Raw genomic sequence first — 23,008 nt, 5'->3', positions numbered from 1 at the left:
CCAGGGCGACATTGCCCGCAAACTGCCGTTATGGGTTAAGTGTTGCGATGGTCTGTACCCAGCTCAGAATGGGCAGCCAAATACGGAATATAGCAATTCAGAAAATTGTGGCTTCCAACTAGCGGCTACTCAATTGCGGAACGAAACGTTTCGGTAAGCCGTTTGTTCAAGCCGTGATGAGGTTCGGCTGAGGAGCCGTAGTGCAACTCTGCCATGGCAGCGATGTCATTGAAAATGAATACGGAGCCGCCTTCTTCATACGCGTAAACCAATAGTTTTTGGCAAAAGGCATCCAAACCAATTGCGGGAAAGCCCGCCATTGCCACGCCACCGGGTGCTGGTCCGCCGAACAGTAAAAGTACCGCCTCTGGCAGCTCCACCCCCAGCTGGGACGCTTCGGTCGTAAAATCGATTTCGGCAAACCAGACTGTATCGTCCTGTCCCATCACAGCTGTCCTGAGACGTTCCACTGCCTTGGACACACTGAGCTCAGATCGCAATTCGATGATGCCATAGTTCGCAATTAATCCTTTGGTCGGCGCCGGTGCTGCATCCAAGTCGTTCAGGACTTCGAGCAACTTGTTCTCAAGTGCATTCAACGCTTGGGTGTTACCTAGATCATGCCGAACTTTGAGAAACTGAGAGTCTGTGTATGCGATCTGCGGACGGCCATCCTGATCGAATGAAAGAACTCAAAAAGGAAGGTCCAGCCCTGCACGCACGTTCTCTTCCAGAATTGGTGTGTTTATCTCTGGATCAGAGAAAATGAGCACGCGAGATGCTGGCATTTCTACGCCTTCGGCTTTGGCCAGGCGCGCGTGATCTATCGATGCGATTGGAGTAGCTCCCGCTTCGGCAACGGCAGTCTCAAGCCTTAAGAAGTTTTCGTCCACCGCAGTCTGGGCAGATGAAGATTGTGCAAAAGCGGATGTCGAAACTGATAGAGTTGCAATCATCGAGAAAACAAAGTCAAACCTCACCATTTTACCACTTCCTATTTCACCGTACTTTTTTCAGGGAAACCGCCGCCAGAGCCGCAAAAGCTACCTCGGCCGCAAGGTAAAAGAGAAGTATCCCGTTCGGAACTCCATCAATAAGAATGCTCAGTATGCGTCCAAAGGCTAGTCCTGACATAAACAAAAATAGAACCCACATCGCAGGGCGCTGTAATTCTGGTTTCGAAGCGGCCACCAACCAGAACAACGCGTTTGCCAGATAAAGACCCATAATCGCTCGGAACACGTGGGTTTGGTTCGTCCCTTCCACCGGAAATCCCAGCAAAACTGGGATCGAACTGCTCGGCATCAGGCCATATGATAACGCAATTGGCACGAGGCCGACGGCAGCAAGCAGAAGGACTAATCTAGCACTCATGGAGGACTCCTTCTCGTAGTGGTCGCGCTTTTTTGTGAAATTCCTAGTCGGTTTTTTCGGGCATCCGATAATCCGAGCCGGATGCCCACGCTATGCTTTGAAAGGCGTATCCGACAGGCCAAGCCGAGTTTTCTGAAGTGCGAGCCGGTACTGCGCAGCCGTATTCAGCTGCGCACCAAACGGATCACAATGCCCCTTCGTCGCCCAGGAACTCGATTCCAGCCGTCGCGCCATCACTGTAAGCAATGCAATTCCAAGGAGCACGATCCTCGCCAACGCCGACTGTGACCTGTGTTCCCGCCTCGCTAAACGCGGATGAGAGCACCACGACTTGCGAATTGTTCGTCGTGTTGGCTACATCTCGCAAACACGCCTGCTGAGCCGGCGTGAGCTCGGCGGACGCGCTTGATGTACTCGTATCGTCGCAGGCCGCAAGCAGTGCGAAACATGTTGCGCCTGCAATCATCACCATCTTGTTAGACATTTTCTTCTCCCTCTGGTTCCCTTGAAACTAGTGAAATTGGATGGGCTTGTTTGAAGTTCTCGCGTCAGAGCAGGCTATGGAACATACTTCGACCCTGTAATTTCCCTTCCCAACAACTTGTCGCGGGGGGCTTGGTCGGTGGAACGATATTTCGTTGTATATCTGGGTCGCCAAAAACGCGTGATGGCCGAATGACGTCGCTGGCAAGAGCTAGAGCGAGTTTTGGAGAGAGGGCGAGTACGTTAAGTCTGAGCATCGCGTCCTCCCAGCGCTCAATCATTGTAAAGTGCCTTCCAACCGCCAGCACTCACTCTAGCAGTCGGAAGGGCCCGATAAGTCGGGCGACAGCGACAACAACGGAGGTAAAATAAAGCCGTGTCGAATTCGCATGTTTGAATCTAATTTTTTATAAATCAATATTTTTTTCGCGCGTAAATTTTTCTACGCTCTCGTACGATAGGCCTCTGCGTTCAAACAAAAAAGTAAGTGGGAGCTACGAGTGTGTTCCCCTGAGCGGCGAAGCGATTTGAGGCCGCACAAAAACAATGAAGGGATTGAAAGATGGGATTTGGTGAAGCCGTTAAGACGTGTTTCTCGAAATACTTCCAGTTCTCCGGTCGGGCTATACGCTCAGAATACTGGTGGTTCTTCTTGTTTGTGGTTCTCGTGAATGCTGCCTTAGCTGTGCTGGATAAGATCATATTCGGGACCAACCCCGAAACAGGCCAGGGATCTCGGGTCCTGTCCTCTGTTTTCCAGCTGGCTGTTCTCATACCTATGCTGGCCGCCGGCTGGCGAAGGCTGCATGATACAGGACGACCTGGCTGGTATTTGCTGCTGCCGATGGCGCTCAGCATTACAACGCTATTTGTTATGCTGGGTGGGGTGGCGTTCTTTTCGGTATTGGAGCAAGGGACCGAAAACCCCGATGCATTACGAGGACCCGCGGCAGTACTGGGCGTGACCGGTATTGTGGTTGTCTCAATTCTTCAATTGGTTCTGTCTATCCTTATGATCTGGTGGCTGACACGACCTTCCCAAGAAGGCGCAAACGAATACGGCGAACCTGTTTCCTGATCTGGCTGTCCGGGCAATTGGCTGGAACTTCTGCTGAACGACAGTGCGAACCGTAACTCAATGGAGAGAAAAAAATGAGCTGCAAAACCATTTCCATTGGAATGCTACTGATGGCAATGGCGACCACAGCATCAGCGGAGTGGTCGTTCAGCTCCGGGCCCAACCCCAATGCGTTTATTCAGACAGGAAACATGACGCTGGAACTTCAGTGTGACCGTATTCGCTTTGCTCCGGCTGGATTCGAGGACAGCCAGGACATTGCGGACAAGCAGGGGCTTTCCATTCGTTTTTTGAAGAACGGCACCACCGAAGTTGGAGCATTTCAGGTTGGCGCAGAAAACGCTGCCGTGCAGATCGTCGACAACTATCCCGTCGAGGTCAGTTTCAATAGTCAGCCGGACTATGGATTTGTTCTGGATCAGCTTGCGGCCAATGCATCGGTTAATCTGTCGATGATTGATCAAGATGTCAGCTATGGGATCTTTGACTTGAAAGGTTCCAGCGCAGCAATTCGGTCCCTTCGTTCTGCGTGCGTTTCAGAAGTTAGCCAAGAGACCTCCTACGAAGCGCCCGAAGGCATCGTCTATTGTGGTGGCGGAGCGATAGAGCGCGTGATCGAACCCGTAATTTTGGACAAGCCGGAGGGGGAGTGGGACGTGCGAGTAGCGGTTAACGGCGAGTCGATCAGAGCCATGACGGCCTACAGTTACTTCGGGAACTCTGAGCCGCCCGCTGGATTTGTCGTCGCCCTGCTTGGAGAAGACAGGTCCGAGTTTCTGATTTTTAGCGACGGCTCGGCAAACTGGCTGGAATATGGGGACTACAGGTATGATCAGTGCAATTGATACCTCCTGCAAACCAGCTTTCCAAATAGCGCGTCAGATGAAATGTTTGGTCGCCGGGATTGTGCTTGCTTCGGGCCTTGTTTGGACCCCACCAGCTGTTGCGGCTGATGTTTCGCAACTTCCGCCCGGTTTGCAGGCGAAGGTTGATCTGGCGGCACGAGCCTGCGCTGAGTTCAACGACGGTCAGTTTGATATAGCCTGGGGCGCAGTTGAAAGGGTCGATCTCGACGGAGATCTACAACACGACTGGGTTCTGAATGAGTCTGGTTTCGCGTGTTCAAGCGCCGCATCTCTTTATTGCGGAACTGGCGGATGCATGTCGCACTTCCTGATAAAAGAAGAGGTTCATTCATTGCTCAATCAAGGCTGGACTGTTGTTGATTTTGGGCGTCAACGCGTTGTCGTGGCAGATATTCATGGATCCAATTGCTACGGAGTAAACCCAACGCCTTGCGTCACGGCCAGTGTTTGGGATGCGGAAGCTACGACGTGGCGCTCGTCTGCTAGTGATTGGGAGTAAACTGCAATTGGGCACCGCAGATAAGCCTGAGAGCCTGTTTGTTCGATGGGTTCTCCGTAGCATGCAAAGTTATGGGCAAATCGTGCAAAGTTATGCGGAAATACCGCGCAGAGTTATTGGCGAACTTCCAAGATTTTCTTTAATGAAATCAACGTCGGAAATGCCCGTTATGCGCAAACCTACAATTTTGTGGAAGTTCGATATCGGGTTCATCTGCCTTGGAATCGTTATGATCTCAGGTGGTAGAATGTGGTTTGTAGATCGAATGGTCTGGGTCTGGCGCGACTTCCAAAAAAGTGGCGGGTCGTTGAGTGATCTTGAAACTGAGCGCTGAAGAATTGCCCTCTTGGAACAGTTCGCGGCTGCCTGTTCCCGTTTGGGTCAGATCGCACCCATTTTCCGGCGTAGATACTGCGCGAACTCCGCCACTCGGCGAGGTTGGGCTCGGCCGGGTGGAAACATCATTTGTAGTGGCTTGGGTGGTGGGAGGAATTCGCCTAACAGGGCCACAAGCTTTCCGGCTCTGACATCATCGCCAACATCCAGTTCCGATTTCAACACAATGCCATGGCCTGCCAGAGCCCAACTGCGGATAAGCGAGCCATCATTTACAATTCGGTTTCCCTTGACTGGAACAAGCTGGCGTTCTCGGCCTGCGCCAAACTCCCAAACGTTGTCGAGCGAACCACCGAAACGCATAACCAGGCAGTTATGATTTGCGAGGTCTTCGGGCAGTTCTGGTGCTCCATATGTCGCCAGATAGCTGGGTGCTGCGCAGACGAAACGCTGGTAGCTTCCAAGGTTGCGTATTCGGAGTGAGCTGTCGGTGATGTCCCCAAACCGAACAGCCAAGTCAAAACCCTGACCCACGAGATCGACATAGCCATCGGATAGCGACAGTTCTAATGACACAGCCGGGTTCTCTTCGGTGAATTCAGAGATCACGTCAGAGACAACACCACGACCTAAATCAATAGGCGCACTGACGCGGATCAGGCCAGAAAGGGTTTCGGCGCCGAGGCGAATGCGGGTGTCGAGGTCGGTGACTTCACTGAGAATGCTCTTGGCGCCATCGATCAGGACCCGACCCTCTTCGGTCAAACTGATTGAGCGTGTCGTTCGGTTGAACAATACCACACCGTAGTGTGATTCCAGCGCAGCGAGCCGTTCGGAGACAGTTGTGCTCGATAAACCTGTCTCTCGGGCCGCCGCGACAAGGCTGCCTTTCTCGGCAATGGTCAGGAAGAGGCGGAGGTTGTCGAATAGCATTAGTCGGTATTTCCGGATTATATTTCCGATGAATGGCTGTTTATCCCGTTTTGACGGCGGCGTAAATCTACGACATCAACGAAACAGCAAAGGAACGACCTGATGGCCAAGCTGACCATTGTCGCCAACATCAAAGCCAACCCCGGCAAGATCGACCTTGTCAAAGCAGAACTCACCAAGCTCATCGACATCACCCGGTCTGAAAAAGGTTGCATCAACTACGACCTGCACCAAGACAACGATAACCCGACTCATTTCGTTTTCTACGAAAACTGGGAAAGCCGAGAGCTTTGGCAGACTCATATGGGGGCCTCACATCTGGCTGCATACATGGCGGCGACAGACGGAGCGGTCGCCGAATTCACATTGAATGAGATGACCGTCATCGATTGATTTTGAACCAGAACGAGGAGCACGCCATGAAAGCTGTTGGATTTCGTACGGCCGGGCCAATTGATCAGGCGGATGCGTTGATCGAATTCGAAGCAGACAAACCCACCCCGTCAGGTCATGATTTGCTTGTCGAAGTGCAAGCCGTTTCGGTGAACCCGGTCGACACAAAAATTCGGCAACGGCGTGCTCCTGAGGGACCGGCACCTGACATTCTAGGGTGGGACGCCGTAGGGATCGTCGAAGCCGTTGGCGAAGAGGTCGAGGCTTTCAAACCGGGAGACACCGTTTGGTATGCCGGGGCGATCAATCGGCCTGGAACCAATGCCGAATACCATCTTGTGGATGAGCGCATCGTGGGGGCTGCTCCAAAATCCATACCTGCATCAGCGGCTGCGGCGATGCCGCTTACGACGCTCACTGCTTATGAGATGCTGTTCGACCGCTTGCGAGTCCAAGATGCCATTCCCGGCGGGACAAAAACGTTGCTGGTTATTGGTGGCGCAGGCGGTGTCGGGTCAATCACCATTCAATTGGCCCGGGCTCTCACTGAATTGACAGTGATAGCGACGGCGTCCCGACCCGAAACACAAGACTGGGTTAAAGAGCTTGGCGCACACCATGTCATCAACCATGCGGAACCTTTTGGCACACAACTCGGGGCTCTCGGTATCGAAAGCGTGGATTTCATCTATTCAACGAACCATTCCCAGCTTTATGCGTCTCAAGCCGGAGAGGTGATGACACCTCAAGGTCGCTTTGGGTTGATCGATGATCCTGAGACCTTTGACATCGCGCCATTCAAACCCAAATCGATCTCATTGCATTGGGAGTTCATGTACACTCGGTCGCTTTTTGGGACTGGAGATATGAACCGTCAAAGCGAAATCCTGAATCAGGTTGCCGGGTTGATAGACGATGGAAAGATCAGATCCACAGCAACCGATACACTTGGTACAATCAATGCTGCAAACTTAATGAAAGCGCATGCTATCCTCGAAAGCGGCAAGGCCAAAGGTAAGCTTGTGCTTGAGGGTTTTTAGATGAGAATTGAGCGGCTAGATCATGTGAATATCGTAACAACTAAGTTGTCTGAAATGTCTACTTGGTATGAAGAGGTCTTGGGTTTGAAATCAGGGGCCCGCCCTGATTTTCCGTTTTCCGGGGCTTGGTTGTATGCGGGTGATCACGCCGTGGTTCACCTTGTGGGTCACGAAGGCACGCCAAATGTCGGCTCCGAAGTGAAACTCAAGCTCGAGCATTTTGCGCTCTCAGCCACGGGGCTGAGCGCATTCGAAGAAAAGCTGATCTCGAGTCAGATCCAGTATCGAAAAACTGACGTCCCGGGGGTTCGAATGGTCCAAATCCATGTGGCCGATCCTGATGGAAATCATATTCATATAGACTTCGAAGAAACCGAGTAAGTGGCTAACCCGCGAAATAGATGGAACGCAAAATCATGCTCGTAACTTCTTGTCGATTAGGGATTGAGATCCTTGCCGGGGTTGCTTCCTAGAACTACGCGGGTCAACATTTTCGGGAGGTGCAAACGTCGACTTGGAGATCAGCATGCCGGACCTCGAAACAAACAAGAAAAACGTCATCGCTTTCTACGAAATGATGTTCAACGAGTGTCGACCTGCCGAGGCCATAGCGACCTTTGTTGGTGAAACCTATACGCAGCACAACCCGCATGTTGGCGACGGCAAGCAAGCTTTTGTCGAGTACTTCGAGCGCATGGCCGCCGAATACCCGGGAAAGCGCGTGGACATCAAACGTGCCTTTGCTGAAGACGATCACGTAATTCTGCATTGCCACCAAATCTGGCCCGATGGTCTCGAGTACGCAGGGATCGATATTTTTCACCTGGATGCTGATGGTAAGGTTGTCGAACATTGGGACGTTCTTCAGGAAGTTCCAGCAAACAGCGAGAATGACAATGGCATGTTTTGACTTAACCGTTCTGACAGCGGTGCATGGAACTTCGAAAGGCCCTGTCGGCTGAGCCACGATAGTTAAAAGTCATAAGTCTGATCCAAGAAACCCGCCGAAGCGTATTTATCAAGAACCTTTTAGAAAGGAGATAAATATGCTCTCGAAGAGTAATCTTGCCGCGACCCTTGGATTGTTTGCAGCTACTTCGCTTCAAGCTGGTGTACAAATTCGGTTCATAGAGGGCGCACCCAAGGACCGTTTTGTTCTGACAAATGTCGGAGCGTGCGAAGTAGATGCCTCGACTGTCAAAATTGATTTGTCGCAATCTACCGGACGATTGATCTTCGACGTTACCGAAAAAGGTGCGGGCGTAGAGGTCTTTCAACCTCTCGAATTCGTTGAGGGTGCGGATGCTCTGCGGCAAATTCCAGTGGTCGTGGACGGGCAAGATTCAATTGAACTTGAGATCGCCTCCCTTCCAGCCGGGGACAAACTCGCCTTTACCATCGATGTAGACGACACCATCGGGCAACGCGAAATCACCGTAACAGGGTCGGAGATCGAAGGCGCCACGGTATCATATTCCGATGCGGACAAGGTCAGTACTGCAACATTCTCTTCCGAAGCGCTTGTCAACGTGACGACCAAGGATTGCTGAAAGCAGTCCCGCAATGTCGAATTTGTTGATCCGCATAGCATTTCTTGCGCTCATGTTGGGAGGCGGCATCCTGATCGGGACACTGACCGCACCTGGCGATTGGTATGCTCAGCTTTCTAAACCGGCTTTCAATCCACCAAATTGGGTATTTGGCCCGGTCTGGACGGTGCTTTATGTGTTGATCGCTATGGCGGGTTGGCGCCAGTTCGAAGCAGACCGAAGCTCGACTGCCATGAAGCTGTGGTGGGCGCAGATGGGTCTGAACTTTTTGTGGTCCCCAACCTTTTTCGTACTGCAACAGCCGTGGTTTGCCCTTGTGGTCATTGTCGGGTTGCTGATTGTCGTCGTCGTGTTCATCGCTCGAGTCAGGGACTCGGATAGGGTTTCTGCACTGGGCTTCGTGCCGTACTTAGCATGGGTCGCATTTGCCACGGCCTTGAACTTTTCTATCGCGATACTGAACTGAGAAAGAACGATATGCGTGGAAACTTCGCTGGGCTTGTTTCAAGTCTTCTTATCATCGGATCTACAATGGCACAGGCTGATGAAAATCTTGCAGAAGACTTCTCCGAGTCTCCGGAGACGCGTTGGGACTACGTTGCCGACACCGTCATGGGAGGAGTTTCCTCAGGGCAGGTGCAGTTCCGTTCGGAAGGTGATGGTGGATTCGCGCGGTTGACCGGAACCGTCAGCACAGAAAACAACGGCGGCTTCATCCAGTTCCGACGCAAGTTGCCAGACAGGCCAGATGCAAGTGTATCGGGCGTCAGGCTGTTGGTACGGGGGAATGGCGAGCAATACTTCGTCCACCTCAGGACACGTGGCACGGTGCTTCCGTGGCAATACTATCAGGCCGAGTTCGCAACTTCTGACAAATGGACCGAAGTCTCTTTACCTCTGTCAGGCTTCAAGGCTTCAGGTGCCATGTTGCGCGCTATTCCCGTTGCTAACGAAATCACCTCTGTTGGAGTTGTAGCCTACGGGCGCGATCACGAGGCCAGCGTAGATGTCAGCGAGATTGGATTCTACTGAAGGTCTCTCAAACGAGGGCTGTGTTCTTCAAATAGGTCCGCAACGCCGGTATTTCTTCTTCTGTCAGTTCCTGAATGCGGATGTGCTGTTTCTTTTTTAGATGCTGAACCTGTCTTTTCTGAGCGAACATTCAGAGTGTGCTGCTTTCTGAAGAGACAACTCGACTGGCAGTCCCAAGTTAAAAATACTTAATCAAAGCAAAGTACTTTTAGCAAAAAACAACTCCCACATGACGCTTATCTAAAGGAGTGAGTATCATGAAGAGGATTGCAGCATTGGGCCTTGTTGCCCTGACCCTATCATTTGTTGGCACTGGTGCGTTTGCGGAGTGCTACTTTGGGAACGATGAGGTAACCGGGGCGGAAACGATCATCTGTGAGACAGAGAGTGGCTTTTCCAGCTGGGGCACAATGATCGCTGAAGCTTGAGCGCTTCGGGGCACAACACCAGGCTTTCTGTGAGTTAGGGTAAATCAGATCGAACTCTGCAATTGGTAACACCAAAGCCAAGGAACACTCAGCGCCGAGAATGGTGACGCGATAGGCTCTTCTATAGTTGTTGCGCGATACGGGACCTCCCTCGGGTCTCGCTGTGATTTAAGAAACTGCTCCAGTTCTTCACCTTGGTTTGAAGCGCTGGAAATTTCAAACTCACACAACCTTGCGCCGATCCTTGGCGTTCCCCCCGGGCGGAGATTGCATGATGTTCTAAGAATTTGGCTTCGTAATCTGGCTAACACCGGTTTTTGCCTAGTCCCGTTCGCTGTCCAAAGCTTCGCGTATGAGCGTCAGATTCGGCAGCGAATTGTGAAATGGACTTGCCCCGAGTTCGGACAAAATTGGAGCCAGGGCTTCCGACATCCGCTCCATACAAGTTTTCAGGAACTCTGCGCCTTGCGGCGTTGACCGGGCAATTTTCGAACGCTTGTCCTTTGGGTTGGTCTCAAGAGTGATCAAGTTATGATTTTCAAGGCTGGCGAGCATATGCGTCATCGAAGTCTTGGGCACCTGAAACCCGTTTGAGAGTTGCAGTGGGGTTTCACCTTCGGGCCGCCGTACCAGATGGCCCAAAATTCCAAATTGAGTCGCCGTCATTCGACCAGGTAAGAACGCTTCAAGCTTGGTCGAGATCAACTGATTGATGATCCCGACCTCGGTGAAGAACCGGTAGACTTCGTTGGTCTCATCTTCAGGCTTCATTCAGAATTCGTGTCTCCAGCGGCCAGCGGGGTGTGGCGATTGGCTCGGGTCCATACCCCAAACGCAGCAACATTTGCACTGTGTGGCCCGGTGACGCAAGAAGCTCATGAGCCAGAGCATATTCGTTAGCCATCTCAGGATATTCCTGAAGGGCCTGACTGACCGGATGAACGCCCAGGCCCATTTCGGTTGTCTTCAGGTAAAAACACATCAACTGACGCCCGGCATCGAGTTGATCGCTTCGCGTATTTGAGGCTGTCGTGAGGACTGCGTATTGCGGCGTCGCGTCTAGCATGGCGAAGTAGCCTCGCATGTGTGACTGAGTGCCTGGGTGGTCAACGTTCATCAGGGTCTCATTGTCCAATAGGCCGGTAAGTCGCAGCGTTTCCAGCATGGGATCGCGTAATTCAATCCCGTCTGGGTTGGCATTGATTTCTGCTTTCCCGATCCGCATCAGGTCGACGGATTCTTTCAGAGTCTGCGGCGTTCGCATTTCGATATCGAAAGCGCGTTTCGTAAGATCTTGAATACGGGCCACCAAATCTTCATCGGTAATCAAAGTTGCATAATCGCCAAGCGTAGACACTTGGTCGGCAGAGAGGCGCTGTTCAGTGTATGGTTCTTTGTTGGAATGCCGTTTGAGGATTTGATCTGAGATTGGGTCGGGTGCTCCACCAGGAACAAACACTGCTTCAGCGATAGGTCCATCATTCCCATCTGGCAGTATCTTGACCTCGGTATCAAATCCCTGTGCACCTGCCGCCAGGACCATAGTCTCAACAAATGCACCGAGGCCAATATAGAGCTGGCGGTGGTAAGGATCGGTTTCCGGAAGCTCGCGATCAGGATCGCGGTGGATGCGCACCTTGTCTTGTCCAACCAACTCGACCAGCCAAGGTTGCAAATTGTGTGGATTGGGGGCGAGAATTGCGTAGGACAAAGCGGTTTTGCGTGGGTCGTCATACGGTTTTGGCGTCCACGGAGCCAGCGCGGCATGCGGCGTGCGTGTAGCGAGGAATCCAACCGCACCCGTTGCCGCCAAAATCGTGCCTCCGCCTAGAACTTTTAGAAAATGTCTTCTGTTTGGCATTTTGACTCTCCAATAGTACGATATCGAACTAAATAATACGAAATCGTACTACTTCAACCCTGTCAATGCGGTGATTGGATGAGTGGCTTGAAAAAAAGTAAATCAGAGCAGCCGGACGCAACCGTGGGCTGCCGTGGGAGACAAGTATTCGGAGCGCCTTTAATGCCGAAAATAGGCAGCTATTTTAAGCGATTAACGACCGGACACGAGAAGATCAGAGGCTGGTGAGCCGATGCTTTTCGAGTATCCCGCAAAGCATAACCTGTGCTTGCAGCCTGTGTTCTCGATGGCGTTCACGGGCGACATCCGGTCGACCTTCACTAATCGCTTGGAAAACGACTCGGTGATCTTCATTGGACTTGACGGGCAGGGGCCTGATGAACAACGTCGATGCGCGCGCGCGACGCACCTGATCGCTCATCATGGCGACAATCGCTTCGACCCGTTTGTTGCCGCCCAACCGAACAAGCTCCTGGTGAAACAACTCGTCGGCCTCGGCCCAGGCTTCAAGGTCTTCGGCTTCGATGGCTTGGTCCATCTTTGCAATTGATCCGGCAAGTACCGCCAGTTCATCATCTGAATAACCCGCTTCGGCAGCGCGCTGTGCTGCGAGACTCTCGAGTTCCGTTAGGATGTCATAGATTTCGCGCATATCGTCCGACGAAACGGGCAGTATTCGCACACCTTTGCGGGGCCGCATTTCCAGCAACCCCTTACTTTCCAACATCAGCGCAGCTTCCCGTATCGGGGTGCGGGACATGCCAAGGGTCTCGGCGAGTTCCGATTCCAGATGGTCAGTTCCGGCCGCAAGTTCGCCGGACAGGATCATTTGGCGCAAATCCCTAACAGCGCGTTGCGTATTGGAAAGAGTTTTTGCGTCCTGATCCTTCACGGCGTCTCCAGGTTGATCTTTCGTCCCTCCGCAGCCGAGAGATAGATGCTTTCTTCGATGCGGATCACGTCCAAATAGTCTCGAGCCGTGTTCTCCAACGGCGTGCCTCTTAGAAGGCCTGAAACGACGTGACTTTGCAAGGCGTGGACGCAGTCTCCTCCAAACCCATCATGATCGCTTGGAGGTAGAATCTGCTGTCGCTCCTGTTTTCCAAAAGCGCGGATCTCGACTGAACCGTCGCCGTTAAGAACCAGTGATCCTTCCGTTCCTTCGATGAGCGCTTCGCCCATGGTCTGACGCAGGTTTTCGGCGCAGTGGTCAAGGCATCTGTTGCCATCGAACAGAGCTCTTAAACCGTTGGCGTGGTCAAACAGGATGTAACCTGCATCCTCGCCTGCGATAACTGGGTTAACTTGGCGCAAGTCCGCATAAACTGCGCTGGGCGTATCGAACAAAAATCGGAATGTGTCTACCCAGTGAACCGCTGTTTCGTGAACAAGGAAACGTTGCATGTTCTGAAAGTACGGCTGCCGGTCTAGGTAGGCGCGTGGTCCCTGTCCGTCGCCGGGCCGAAGCCGGAAAGTCGCTTGGAGAGGTGTACCAATTCGACCCTCGGTCATCGCCTCTTTGATTGCGCGATACCAAGGCTGGAAGCGAAAGTTCTCGTGCACAACAATAGTTGCGCCTACCGCCTCAGCCTCGGAGGCGATTTTCTCCGCTTCATCCAGAGACATGCAGAAAGGTTTTTGGCAGATCAGCCATTTTATGCCCGAATGCAGCGCAGTTCGAATGGCGTCGGCCTGCGCCACAGGTGGAAGGATGATGTCCACGAGATCTGGTTTTTCCGCCTCCAGCATTTTTGATAGATCATCGTAAGCGGCCAGTCCTGTTTCTTTCGCCTTGTTGATATCACGGTTGCAGGATGCAATCGGAACCGCTCCGGGCATTCGGGACCAGCTTTCGTAGTGGAACCTGCTGAAATACCCCGCACCCACGCACGCGACCCTGATGGCTTGTTGAGTATTCATGCCCGCATTGCTTCCAATACCGATGCCGCGGCACCCTGCGTTCCGGCCGTTCCACCTAGGTCACGGGTCAGGTTCTGTCCGTTCGCCGTCACCTTTTCCACGGCTTCACGCAATCGTTCGCCGTCGCTGGACAGGTCTGGATGATCATGGGTGAACCCCAACCATTCAAGCATCATTGCTGCGGACAAGATCATCGCAAACGGGTTGGCAATACCCTGTCCCGCAATGTCGGGAGCGGAACCATGGCAGGGTTGGAATACAGCGTGGTTCAACCCGATATCCGCTGATGGCGCCAGTCCTAGACCACCCATGAGACCCGCACCAAGGTCGGAGAGAATGTCTCCGAACATGTTCTCAGTGACCAAAACGTCAAATTCCCAAGGCTTTTGAACCATCCACAGAGCGGTAGCATCAACATAAGCATGGTCTGCCTGTAATTCGGGATGGTGGGCGGCTTCTGCATCAAACATCGATCTGAAGAATGCAAAGGCGCGGAATACATTGGCTTTGTCGACACATGTAACTCGACCCGGACCGCGCCCGGTTCTTTTGCGGTTCTGGGCGAGTTCAAACGCGAACCGGAACAGTTTTTCGGACACCTCACGAGTGATCAGCAGAGTTTCACGTGCTTCGTCATCGGTAACTTCGCCAGCGCCTTGGGTGAAGAACAGCCCTTCTGTGCTTTCGCGTATTAAGACAAAGTCGATCTCTTTTTCGGGAGGCAGCGCCAAAGGGGTCATTTGTCCGCTGCTTACCTTTACTGGCCGCACACCAGCAAAAAGTCCCAGTTTCTTTCGCAGATCGATCTGCGGTGAAATCTCGGTTCCGTCAGGGTAACGAACATCCGGCAAGCCCATTGCAGACAGCAGAATTGCGTCCGCATTGCGTGCGGTTTCGAGTGATCCAGCCGGAAACGATTCTCCAGTTTTGGCGTAGTGGCCTGCGCCTGCCGGAGCGTCTGTAAACACCAGTTCGTAGGAAGGACTGCCGCGCGAGAGCTGACGCAGGATTCCAAGCGTAGGGGCCATAATTTCAGGGCCGATTCCGTCCCCGTGGAACACTGCCACATCATAACTTTTTTTCATCTTAGCCCGCTTCCTTCCCGTTTCGCATTCATAGCGCGATAGCAGCTTTCACTACAGTCCGTTGACAATGCATTCTTTAATGTATACGCAAATAAATGCAATAATAAACGCAAAGTTGTTTGGGAGGACTTGGAAATGAAACTAAAGCTAGGGCGGTTGGCGGCCGCAGCCGTGATGGCGACCGGGATTACAGGGGCAGCTGCTGCGCAGGATTATCCCTATCGTGATATCACCACAGCTGTGGTCTGGGGGGCCGGTGGTGGCACGGACACGATCAACCGAATGATCATGGCCGAGATGGAAAAACACCTTCCGGTTTCGATCAATGTGATCAATCAAACAGGTGGCGTCGCAGGCTCCAACGGGATGGTCTATGTCATGAACCAACCAGACGATGGTTATACATTGGTTGGTCTGTCAGAGTCCAACGTCACCGCTGCTGTGCAAGGTGGTTGGGATAAGAAATTTGATTTTTGGTATCCGTTTATTGTTGGCGGATCACCTGATCTGATCTCGGTTCCGGCGGACAGCCCTTACAATACGCTGGAAGAACTGGTTGATGCTGCAAAAGCTGCTCCTGGCACTATTCCAGCGGCGGCCTCCGGCGCGGGTTCGATCCACCACTTGAATCTTCTGGCCATCGAAAAAGGGGCCGGTGCAGAATTCAAGTTTGTTCCATACAAAGGCTCAGCGCCCGGGCAGGAAGCAGCGATAGCGGGTGAAGTTGCGTTGGTTGTGACGTCACTGGCTGAACAGGCTCCGTTGATTGAAGGCGGTCAACTTAAACCGCTCGCGATGTTGACGCCCGAAGATGCGCAGATTGCAGGGGCAACGGTGCCTTCTGCCTTTGGCATTTATGACGGTCTCGATCAGTATTTACCACTCAAACAGGCCATCGGGTTTGCAGTCCACAGTTCAGCCGGGGACGACGTAAAGGCCGCGCTTGGTGATGCCTTCGAGCAAGCTATTGCCTCCGACACCGTCGCCGAATGGGCCGCGGCAAACAATTACGATGTCGGTGGTCAACACGGTGAAGAAGCTCAAGAACTGTTTGCGAACCTCGAGGCTACTTTTGCCTATACCTTGCAAGACCTTGGCGCTGCCACAGTGGATCCGGCCTCGCTGGGTATCGCGCAACCCTAATCCGATCAATTTTGAAAGGGCGCGCTTGATCGCGCCCTTTCCCTCAGGAGGCAGGCAATGGACAAACCTGACGAAACACTGGTCATGCGGTCGCGCGACTTTTGGGCAGCAATTGTTCTTATAACAGTGTCCGTCTTTTTTCTTTGGAAGACGTCGGACATTCCACTTTGGGGCGAAAACCGCGCAGGTGTAAGTGGATCGGATTGGTACAACTCGGCTGCAATTGTACCGCTGTTCATCTTCGGGGGATTGCTTGGCTTGTCCTTCGTTTTGCTGGCTATTTCAATCCGCTCAGGTGGTGCCCAAAACGCGCTCAGTGCTTTGGGCATCGGATGGGATAAGTCGGAAGCCTATCGAGCTTCTACAATAGGCCTGATCCTTCTTGCCTATGTCGTGGGGCTCGTTCCCAGAGTGGACTTCATTCTGTGTTCTGGGTTGCTGATTACAGCTTTGACTTACGGCTACTACGGAGGTCATGCGCGGCGTGCTTTGGTGGCCTGTAGCGCGGTTGTCTCTGCCGGGCTATTTGCGTTTGCTGTATTTCCCGCGCAGGCGGACTGGAACGCACACAGTGATGATTGGTTTACACTGGCCTTATGGGTCTCGCTCACACTTGTGGTGTTGAGCAAGGCGGTTTCCGAACGCGTTTTGCGGTTCGTTCCTTTGGTGGCAATACTTGCCCCGCTCATCCTCGTTTGTGCGATGGCCTTTGTTTTCCGGCAGAACGTGCCCGCGCGCGGCGGGTTGATCTTCAAGCAAATCGAATACCACTACTACGTGACGCTTCGTCCGTTATGGAAAGATTGACCGGATGGACTTTATCCTTTCGCAACTGGCTGGATTTGGGACCGCATTCGTGGGCCTGGCAGTAGACCCGCTGACCTATCTGTATTTGATCGCATCCGTGTTCCTGGGCATCACCTTCGGCGCATTGCCCGGCCTGACCGCAACGCTGGCAGTGACGATCCTGACGGGTTTCTTCGGCAACAAGATCCCATTGGACTATTCGCTTATCGCTTTGCTCGGGGCATATGTCGGCGCGATTTACGGCGGCTCTTACCCGTCTATTTTGCTGAACATTCCGGGCACGGCAGCCAGCGCGGCGACGGCCATGGATGGCTACCCTCTGGCCAAAGCGGGTCGAGGGGGTGAAGCACTTGGGCTGACCACGACGGCCAGTTTCATTGGCACGGTTATCGGGACCATCACGCTTTTGATCTTTGTCTGGGCGCTGCTTTTGGTTTCAAAGAACATCGCAAGCCCGGAGAAAGCCTTGCTGGCCCTTTTCGGCATTCTGCTTTCTGGCACTTTGATGAGCGAAGACCTGGTGATCAAGGGATGGATCGCCGGTCTGATCGGGCTTGCGATGTCCATGGTGGGGCTTGACCCTCTGTTGTCTGAACCGCGCTATACCTTCGGCTGGTCTTACTTGATGAGCGGGTTTCAGGTCGTGCCGGTTTTGATGGGGGCATTTGCCATTCCCCAAATCATCGACGGTTTAAGGCACGTTGAGGCCGGGAAAGTTCTGGCCCTGAAAGGTCGCATCTTTCCGAACCTACGCTCCATCCGACGCTACCTGCCCACCATTGGCCGGTCAGGAGTGATCGGGACCGGGGTAGGAGCGCTTCCCGGCGTGGGCGAAGATGTCGCCGGTTGGGTCAGTTACGGTGTCGGCAAGACCGTATCTGCCGAGGGCGACAAGTTTGGAAAAGGGTCATTGGAAGGTCTGCTGTGCTCTGAAACAGCAAACAACGCCTGCATTGGGGGCGCGCTAATCCCGCTCTTGGTGTTGGGCATTCCCGGTTCACCACCCGCCGCGGCTTTGATGGGGGCTTTCAAGATCAACAACGTGATCCCGGGCCCCACGATAGATCCCGAGATCATTCTGCGCGTGGTTGCAATACTTGTGTTGGCCTCCCTGACAATGTTCCTTATGGGCCTGTTCACTGCTCGGGTTTTCATCAGAATACTCGCCATTCCGCAGACTATCTTCTTGCCGGTTGTGATGGTTCTAACAACAATTGGGTCTTTCAGCGTCGGTGGTGGCATCAATGATCTTTACCTGATGCTTGGCGTCGGCGCCGTTGCCTATTTCATGAACTTGATGAAATACCCAATCGCGCCGTTGGTGATAGGTGTTATTTTGGGCAGCCTGTTTGACGAAACATTCCGCCGGTCGCTGTTCTTGTCGGACGGGGATCTTTCGGTCTTCTTTTCACGACCCGGTGCGGCCATTCTGCTGGTGCTCAACATTGGTCTGATCCTCAGCCAGTTGCCCGTTGCAAAGCGCGCTTTCTCACGTCTGAAAGGACTTTCTGTCTGATGTTTGTAGTCACTGTCACTTTCACTCTCAAACCCGGTACGAGAGACACTTTTTTACCGCTGATGGTTGAAAACGCTTCAACCTCTTTGCGTGACGAAGCCGGATGCCAGCAGTTTGACGTTTGCCTCGGCGACGATCCCGAGACAGTTTTTCTCTATGAGGTTTATGATGACAGCGCGGCGTTCTCCGCCCACCTGGAAAGCGCGCATTTCAAATCCTTCGATGCGGCTGTGGCTGATATGATCGCCACGAAGACAGTTCACCAGTATTTCGAGGTCATCCGATGAACGATTGGGAGATTCACGCTGTCAAGTATGCGGATCGCAATGCCCGCACTCGACGCGACAGCTTCATCTTGGATGACAATCACGACGCACCTCACGCGATGGACTATTTCGTTTGGGTATTGAAGCGCGGCAACGAAGTCATTCTGGTCGATACCGGCTACGACTCCGATGAGGCCGCCGCCCGTGGTCGTCCCATTGCGATGGACCCACGCGAGGCTCTGCGCCCCTTGGACATCACGCCGGAAGCGGTGACAGACATCATCGTGACCCATCTTCATTATGACCACGCGGGTGGGCTGCATATGTTCCCGAACGCGAAGTTGCATATGCAATCGGCGGAGATGGCCTTCGCCACAGGCCCCTGCATGTGCCACGACCATCTGCGCGCGCCTTTCACGGCCGGCCATGTCTGCGAGGTCATAAAGCGTCTCTATTCAGGCAAGGTCGTGTTCTACGATGGAGATACCGAGATTGCAGATGGGATCACGGTGCACTGCATCGGTGGGCATTCGCGCGGGTTGCAATGCGTTCGCGTGAGAACGGAAGCCGGGTGGATGGTGCTCGCCTCTGATGCCTCGCATTACTATGAGAATTTCATGGCGCGCAAAGCGTTTCCCATCGTCGTCGACCTGCAAGACATGATGGATGGTTTCGAGACGCTCGAGAGGTTGGCCTCGCACCCTCGACTCATCGTGCCCGGCCATGATCCACTTGTGCGAGAGATTTTTCCCGTCGGAGCGGCACCGCATATCCATAGGCTGGATTTCGGGCCAACCAGGGACATCAAATTATGAAGATCGGTGTCATAGCGGACGATTTTACCGGTGCGAGTGATGTAGCGAACACCCTGGCAAAAGGCGTTGAGCCGGAAGGCGGATTACGAACCGCGCAGTTTCCGGGTGTTCCCAATATCCCAGCCGACGAGGAGATCGAAGCGGGTGTCGTATCGCTCAAGAGCCGCACTGGACCGGTCGAGGAAGCTGTTGCAGACAGTTTGAGTGCCTTGCGATGGCTCGTGGACCAAGGATGCCAGCAGTTCATCTTCAAATATTGTTCGACCTTTGATTCCACGACGGAGGGAAACATCGGTCCCGTTGCGGAAGCGCTGGCCAACGAACTGGGCGCGGAAAAAGTGATTTTCTGTCCGGCCTTTCCGACAACGGGGCGTACTATCTATTACGGTCATCTCTTTGTGCTTGGTAAGTTGTTGCACGAGTCTGGGATGGAAAATCACCCTCTTACTCCGATGAGGGATGCCAACATCGGGCGATGGTTGCAGTATCAGACTGAAGAAGCGGTTGGGTTGGTGTCAATTGACACTGTGAAGCAAGGTTCAAAGGCGATTGCTGATGCTTTGCAGAAAGCCGACGAACGATTTGTGATTGGCGATGCGATTTCGGATGAAGATTTGTTGGCCTGGGGCGAAGCTATAAAAGATGCCAAGCTCATTACCGGGGGATCGGGTATAGCGCTGGGTCTACCAAGAAACTTCCTGAGAGAGACTTCATCCAAAAGTGCTGGCAGTGCGTTCACTGGTATCGCAGGGCCTGCCGCGATCCTTGCGGGTTCTTGTTCAGGTGCGACCCGCGGGCAGATCGATGTTCATGCGAAATCCCATCCAACCTTCGCCATTGATGTTCCGGGTGTCATGTCCGGGGATGTGACCACGCAAACGCTTCTGGATTTCTTTAAAGCGCATCGGGGTCAGGCGCCGCTCGCATATTCATCGGGAAGTCCGGATGATGTGCGAGCGATCCAAAATCAATTTGGTCAGGAAGCTGTAGCGAACAGGCTGGATAATCTCTTTGCAGAAACTGCACGGGAACTTGTCCAAACGGGTTATGAGCGCCTTGTCGTGGCCGGAGGAGAGACGTCGGGAGCTGTCGCCCAGGCTGTCTCTGAGGCACTGGGGTCACCGGCCATGTCAATTGGGACAGAGATTGACCCAGGCGTACCTGTCCTGAGCGTTGGAAAAACTGAACCCATTGCGATGGCTTTGAAATCCGGAAACTTTGGCGCTCCGGATTTTTTCGCGAAAGCGCTGAGAATGATGGAGTCGGGCAAATGAGCTCTGAAGAAATGGCGCTGCGGCAGCAGATGTCGGAGCTGTGTGCCTCGCTGTTTGTGCGTGGCTTTTCCGTTGGCACTGCGGGCAATGTCTCTGCGCGTTTACCGGACGGGATTCTCATGACGCCAACGAATTCGACTTTAGGCAATGTTGACCCCGAGCGAATTGCCAAGATTGATTTGGATGGCAACCACGTTTCCGGAGACAAGCCGACCAAGGAGGTCTTTCTGCACCAAGCCTTTTATGAGACGCGGCCGGAAGCTCGTGCAGTGGTGCATCTGCATTCGACCTGGGCCACCGCACTGTCGTGTCTGGAAGACACCGATCCCAATGACTGTATTCCGCCGCTTACACCATACGTGGTCATGCGCGTAGGCACGGTCAAACTGGTTCGATACGTTAAGCCCGGTGATCCAAAATCCGGTGATTTGATCCGCGAACTGGGCGGCAAGTATAGTGCTGTTCTGCTGGCCAATCACGGTCCCGTCGTATCAGGAATGGATCTCTTCTCAGCGGTCTGTGCAGCGGAAGAGTTGGAAGAAACAGCCAAGCTGCTCGTGGCACTGCGGGGTATGCCAACCCGGATGTTGGATGCAGAACAAGTCGCAGAACTCAAAGAGACTTTTGGAAGGATGTAGTTGGACACCGATAGGGGGATTGTGCAAACTTTTGGGTAAATCGTGCAATTTTATGCGCAAATACCACGCATTGTTATGGGCAAGAACATCTGAATTTAATGATTGAAATCAATAGCAGAAGCACAGCGTTATGCGCGTCCCTACAGCTTATGTATCGGCGCTTGTCATACTTCACGGTTGTCTTGCGTTGCTTTCGACCTGGGATACAGGTGCTTATTCCTTTGTCTTTCAACGCGCCTCGGAACCAGTCCGCATCATAGCCGCGATCCCCGAGCAGCCAGTCGACATCTGGAATACTGCTCAGTAGCGCTCGCGCACCGATGGAGTCACTGACTTGGCCAGCGGTGACAAAAAGGCTGATCGGTCGCCCTTGGCTGTCACAGATAGCATGCAGTTTGGTATTCATGCCGCCTTGGTTCGGCCGATCAGGCGGCCACGCCCCCCTTTTTTCGCGGCCATGCTGGTCGCGGTGCGATGTGCGTTCAGATAGGTCGCGTCGATCATCACGGTCCCCTTCAACTGTGCAGTCCGTAGTCATTGGGAGCGTCGCGCCACCGCAACCCGTTGCGATTGATAAAGATAATCCCGCTCAGCACCCTCTTGTCATTGACCCGTGGCTTGCCATGCGACCGCGGGAAGAGAGGGGAAAGCTTGGCCATCTACTCGTTAGTCGGCCAGAAAAGGTCGCTCATATCACCGCTCCGTTTTTCGAGCCGTGAATCACGCAGCGCTTTGAAAATCAATGCATCCTGACCCTAAGGCATTCGTTACGAGCATTCAGCGGCGGGCTGCTTGTCCCCGGGACCGATCCAAGACTCTATCGAGCTGTGACCAGTCGAGGGTTCGCATAAGCTCTTTCACGGCCTCTGGGTCTACTGTTCTGTCTCGACCGCTGTGCTTTAAGACGTGACGCACTAGCCAAACGTATGGGCTGGTTAGAGCAAATGATATGGTAAGGCTGATTAGGGTTTCGGTGCTCATGATGGAACTATATCACATCTCGGTATTGAATTTCGGCCAGATGAGTGCCGAACCAATCCGTCGTAAATTCCTAAGGACAGTTATTGGTTTCAAAGGATCTGCCACAGACCTCAAGCCCCAGCCGTTGTAGTCCATTTTGGCGATCTATCGTCAACGTGCGAGTGAGCCGCATTCATCAAACAAGGGTTGAAGATTGCCAATCAAAGTGCATTTATGATTGAAGTACAATTTGTTAAAATTGTGGGAACCATGCAGGAACTATCTTAAATTGAGCGCGTACTTTGAAACGTGCAAACTTATGGGCAAATCGTGCAAAGTTATGCGCATATACCGCGCAGAGATTTGGGCAAAGTTCCAAGATTTTCTTTAATTAAATCAATGGCGGTAATGCAGCGTTATGCGCACACCTACAGCTTATATCGGTTTTGCGATTGTCACACGCGAACCCAAGCCCAGTTTCGTCGTCGATGAACGTGACAAACTGTTCGAACGCCGCGGTAGCCTCGCCATCATTGTCTTCGCAGGTGCAGGCTTTGTCTCTGCCGTTTTGGCCCTGGCCTTCAACGCATCAGCTTTGATTGGGTTTAACATTATCTATTTCGGCATGGCATTCGGGTCTTTTGCGGCAGATATAGTCAAATTCGTTAGCTATCGGCGTGGGTATTGAGCCATAGGAAAGCTCAAGATCAC

29 protein-coding genes and 1 pseudogene are annotated in these 23,008 nt (G+C 53.0%); 19 read left to right on the top strand and 11 right to left on the bottom strand.

Annotated features, from left to right (window positions below; all coding sequences use genetic code 11):
* Nucleotides 1-125: 125 nt before the first annotated feature.
* The 4 genes from AC2FIS_RS16545 to AC2FIS_RS16530 form a co-directional block, all read right to left on the bottom strand.
* A complete protein-coding gene (locus AC2FIS_RS16545; RefSeq protein ID WP_496774449.1) occupies nt 126-578 on the bottom strand; it encodes a DUF302 domain-containing protein in 453 nt (150 codons plus the stop codon).
* Between the two features lie 114 nt (nt 579-692).
* Entirely contained in the window at nt 693-983 is a 291-nt protein-coding gene (locus tag AC2FIS_RS16540; protein ID WP_496774447.1) for a DUF302 domain-containing protein, read from the bottom strand.
* Between the two features lie 16 nt (nt 984-999).
* Nucleotides 1,000-1,374 carry a DUF4345 domain-containing protein gene (locus tag AC2FIS_RS16535; protein WP_496774445.1) on the bottom strand — a complete coding sequence of 125 codons (375 nt, stop codon included), beginning with the start codon at nt 1,372-1,374 and terminating at the stop codon, nt 1,000-1,002.
* Nucleotides 1,375-1,558: 184 nt separating this feature from the next.
* Nucleotides 1,559-1,858 (bottom strand): hypothetical protein, encoded by a 300-nt coding sequence (locus AC2FIS_RS16530; protein WP_170337109.1) that lies wholly within the window; start codon nt 1,856-1,858, stop codon nt 1,559-1,561.
* 561 nt (nt 1,859-2,419) lie between these two features.
* On the opposite strand from AC2FIS_RS16530, the gene AC2FIS_RS16525 reads away from it, so the two are divergent.
* The 3 genes from AC2FIS_RS16525 (at nt 2,420) to AC2FIS_RS16515 (ending at nt 4,300) form a co-directional block, all read left to right on the top strand.
* Nucleotides 2,420-2,935 (top strand): DUF805 domain-containing protein, encoded by a 516-nt coding sequence (locus tag AC2FIS_RS16525; protein WP_496774444.1) that lies wholly within the window; start codon nt 2,420-2,422, stop codon nt 2,933-2,935.
* Nucleotides 2,936-3,009: 74 nt separating this feature from the next.
* Nucleotides 3,010-3,780: a hypothetical protein gene (locus tag AC2FIS_RS16520; protein ID WP_496774443.1), complete on the top strand. Its 771-nt coding sequence runs from the start codon at nt 3,010-3,012 to the stop codon at nt 3,778-3,780.
* Nucleotides 3,764-4,300 (top strand): hypothetical protein, encoded by a 537-nt coding sequence (locus AC2FIS_RS16515; protein WP_496774442.1) that lies wholly within the window; start codon nt 3,764-3,766, stop codon nt 4,298-4,300. The genes AC2FIS_RS16520 and AC2FIS_RS16515 overlap by 17 nt, the downstream gene beginning before the upstream one ends.
* A gap of 381 nt (nt 4,301-4,681) precedes the next feature.
* On the opposite strand, the gene AC2FIS_RS16510 is transcribed toward AC2FIS_RS16515, so the two are convergent.
* Nucleotides 4,682-5,569 (bottom strand): LysR family transcriptional regulator, encoded by an 888-nt coding sequence (locus AC2FIS_RS16510; protein ID WP_496774441.1) that lies wholly within the window; start codon nt 5,567-5,569, stop codon nt 4,682-4,684.
* 102 nt (nt 5,570-5,671) lie between these two features.
* On the opposite strand from AC2FIS_RS16510, the gene AC2FIS_RS16505 reads away from it, so the two are divergent.
* The 8 genes from AC2FIS_RS16505 (at nt 5,672) to AC2FIS_RS16470 (ending at nt 10,012) form a co-directional block, all read left to right on the top strand.
* Nucleotides 5,672-5,962, top strand: coding sequence for a putative quinol monooxygenase (locus AC2FIS_RS16505; protein WP_496774440.1), 291 nt, complete (start codon nt 5,672-5,674; stop codon nt 5,960-5,962).
* 26 nt (nt 5,963-5,988) lie between these two features.
* A complete protein-coding gene (locus tag AC2FIS_RS16500) occupies nt 5,989-7,002 on the top strand; it encodes a zinc-binding alcohol dehydrogenase family protein (protein ID WP_496774439.1) in 1,014 nt (337 codons plus the stop codon).
* On the top strand, nt 7,003-7,383 hold the full coding sequence (locus AC2FIS_RS16495; protein ID WP_496774438.1) for a VOC family protein: 381 nt from the start codon (nt 7,003-7,005) through the stop codon (nt 7,381-7,383).
* 145 nt (nt 7,384-7,528) lie between these two features.
* A complete protein-coding gene (locus tag AC2FIS_RS16490; RefSeq protein WP_496774437.1) occupies nt 7,529-7,912 on the top strand; it encodes a nuclear transport factor 2 family protein in 384 nt (127 codons plus the stop codon).
* Between the two features lie 136 nt (nt 7,913-8,048).
* Nucleotides 8,049-8,552 carry an aggregation factor core gene (locus AC2FIS_RS16485; protein WP_496774436.1) on the top strand — a complete coding sequence of 168 codons (504 nt, stop codon included), beginning with the start codon at nt 8,049-8,051 and terminating at the stop codon, nt 8,550-8,552.
* A gap of 13 nt (nt 8,553-8,565) precedes the next feature.
* Nucleotides 8,566-9,018: a TspO/MBR family protein gene (locus AC2FIS_RS16480; protein ID WP_496774435.1), complete on the top strand. Its 453-nt coding sequence runs from the start codon at nt 8,566-8,568 to the stop codon at nt 9,016-9,018.
* A gap of 65 nt (nt 9,019-9,083) precedes the next feature.
* A complete protein-coding gene (locus tag AC2FIS_RS16475; RefSeq protein ID WP_496774434.1) occupies nt 9,084-9,584 on the top strand; it encodes a CIA30 family protein in 501 nt (166 codons plus the stop codon).
* Nucleotides 9,585-9,841: 257 nt separating this feature from the next.
* Nucleotides 9,842-10,012 (top strand): hypothetical protein, encoded by a 171-nt coding sequence (locus AC2FIS_RS16470; RefSeq protein ID WP_282121329.1) that lies wholly within the window; start codon nt 9,842-9,844, stop codon nt 10,010-10,012.
* A 321-nt stretch (nt 10,013-10,333) separates the two neighbouring features.
* On the opposite strand, the gene AC2FIS_RS16465 is transcribed toward AC2FIS_RS16470, so the two are convergent.
* The 5 genes from AC2FIS_RS16465 to AC2FIS_RS16445 all read right to left on the bottom strand — a co-directional run bounded on the left by AC2FIS_RS16465 (nt 10,334) and on the right by AC2FIS_RS16445 (nt 14,878).
* Nucleotides 10,334-10,783: a MarR family winged helix-turn-helix transcriptional regulator gene (locus AC2FIS_RS16465; protein WP_496774433.1), complete on the bottom strand. Its 450-nt coding sequence runs from the start codon at nt 10,781-10,783 to the stop codon at nt 10,334-10,336.
* Nucleotides 10,773-11,873 (bottom strand): Acg family FMN-binding oxidoreductase, encoded by a 1,101-nt coding sequence (locus AC2FIS_RS16460; protein WP_496774431.1) that lies wholly within the window; start codon nt 11,871-11,873, stop codon nt 10,773-10,775. The genes AC2FIS_RS16465 and AC2FIS_RS16460 overlap by 11 nt, the downstream gene beginning before the upstream one ends.
* Before the next feature lie 214 nt (nt 11,874-12,087).
* A complete protein-coding gene (locus AC2FIS_RS16455) occupies nt 12,088-12,765 on the bottom strand; it encodes a GntR family transcriptional regulator (RefSeq protein ID WP_496774430.1) in 678 nt (225 codons plus the stop codon).
* The gene (locus AC2FIS_RS16450; protein ID WP_496774429.1) at nt 12,762-13,793 is read right to left on the bottom strand and encodes a Gfo/Idh/MocA family protein; all 1,032 of its coding nucleotides are present in this window, start codon (nt 13,791-13,793) and stop codon (nt 12,762-12,764) included. The genes AC2FIS_RS16455 and AC2FIS_RS16450 overlap by 4 nt, the downstream gene beginning before the upstream one ends.
* Nucleotides 13,790-14,878 carry an isocitrate/isopropylmalate dehydrogenase family protein gene (locus tag AC2FIS_RS16445; RefSeq protein ID WP_496761469.1) on the bottom strand — a complete coding sequence of 363 codons (1,089 nt, stop codon included), beginning with the start codon at nt 14,876-14,878 and terminating at the stop codon, nt 13,790-13,792. The genes AC2FIS_RS16450 and AC2FIS_RS16445 overlap by 4 nt, the downstream gene beginning before the upstream one ends.
* A gap of 135 nt (nt 14,879-15,013) precedes the next feature.
* Here AC2FIS_RS16445 and AC2FIS_RS16440 point away from each other — a divergent pair, with 135 nt between their 5' ends.
* From AC2FIS_RS16440 to otnC, 7 genes are read left to right on the top strand one after another with little or no spacing between them, the layout of a single operon-like run.
* A complete protein-coding gene (locus tag AC2FIS_RS16440) occupies nt 15,014-16,021 on the top strand; it encodes a Bug family tripartite tricarboxylate transporter substrate binding protein (RefSeq protein ID WP_496761468.1) in 1,008 nt (335 codons plus the stop codon).
* Between the two features lie 57 nt (nt 16,022-16,078).
* Complete coding sequence (locus AC2FIS_RS16435) at nt 16,079-16,828, top strand: hypothetical protein (RefSeq protein WP_496761467.1); 750 nt, start codon at nt 16,079-16,081, stop codon at nt 16,826-16,828.
* A gap of 4 nt (nt 16,829-16,832) precedes the next feature.
* Nucleotides 16,833-18,344, top strand: a complete 1,512-nt coding sequence (locus AC2FIS_RS16430; RefSeq protein ID WP_496774428.1) for a tripartite tricarboxylate transporter permease — start codon at nt 16,833-16,835, stop codon at nt 18,342-18,344.
* Nucleotides 18,344-18,631, top strand: a complete 288-nt coding sequence (locus AC2FIS_RS16425; protein ID WP_496774427.1) for a putative quinol monooxygenase — start codon at nt 18,344-18,346, stop codon at nt 18,629-18,631. Before AC2FIS_RS16430 ends, AC2FIS_RS16425 begins: the two co-directional genes overlap by 1 nt.
* The gene (locus AC2FIS_RS16420) at nt 18,628-19,425 is read left to right on the top strand and encodes an N-acyl homoserine lactonase family protein (protein ID WP_496774426.1); all 798 of its coding nucleotides are present in this window, start codon (nt 18,628-18,630) and stop codon (nt 19,423-19,425) included. The genes AC2FIS_RS16425 and AC2FIS_RS16420 overlap by 4 nt, the downstream gene beginning before the upstream one ends.
* Entirely contained in the window at nt 19,422-20,699 is a 1,278-nt protein-coding gene (gene otnK, locus AC2FIS_RS16415) for a 3-oxo-tetronate kinase (RefSeq protein WP_496774425.1), read from the top strand. Before AC2FIS_RS16420 ends, otnK begins: the two co-directional genes overlap by 4 nt.
* Nucleotides 20,696-21,337 (top strand): 3-oxo-tetronate 4-phosphate decarboxylase, encoded by a 642-nt coding sequence (gene otnC / locus AC2FIS_RS16410; RefSeq protein ID WP_496774424.1) that lies wholly within the window; start codon nt 20,696-20,698, stop codon nt 21,335-21,337. The genes otnK and otnC overlap by 4 nt, the downstream gene beginning before the upstream one ends.
* 151 nt (nt 21,338-21,488) lie before the next feature.
* On the opposite strand, the pseudogene AC2FIS_RS16405 reads toward otnC, so the two are convergent.
* Nucleotides 21,489-21,996, bottom strand: a pseudogene (locus AC2FIS_RS16405) (transposase); the annotation flags it as partial.
* 719 nt (nt 21,997-22,715) lie between these two features.
* Between AC2FIS_RS16405 and AC2FIS_RS16400 the strand changes: the two are divergent.
* Entirely contained in the window at nt 22,716-22,985 is a 270-nt protein-coding gene (locus AC2FIS_RS16400; protein ID WP_496774423.1) for a hypothetical protein, read from the top strand.
* The last annotated feature ends 23 nt before the right edge of the window (nt 22,986-23,008 follow it).

It is taken from the genome of Ruegeria sp. CDSB113, from assembly GCF_059611045.1.
This window is presented reverse-complemented; position numbering and strand designations above follow the sequence as displayed.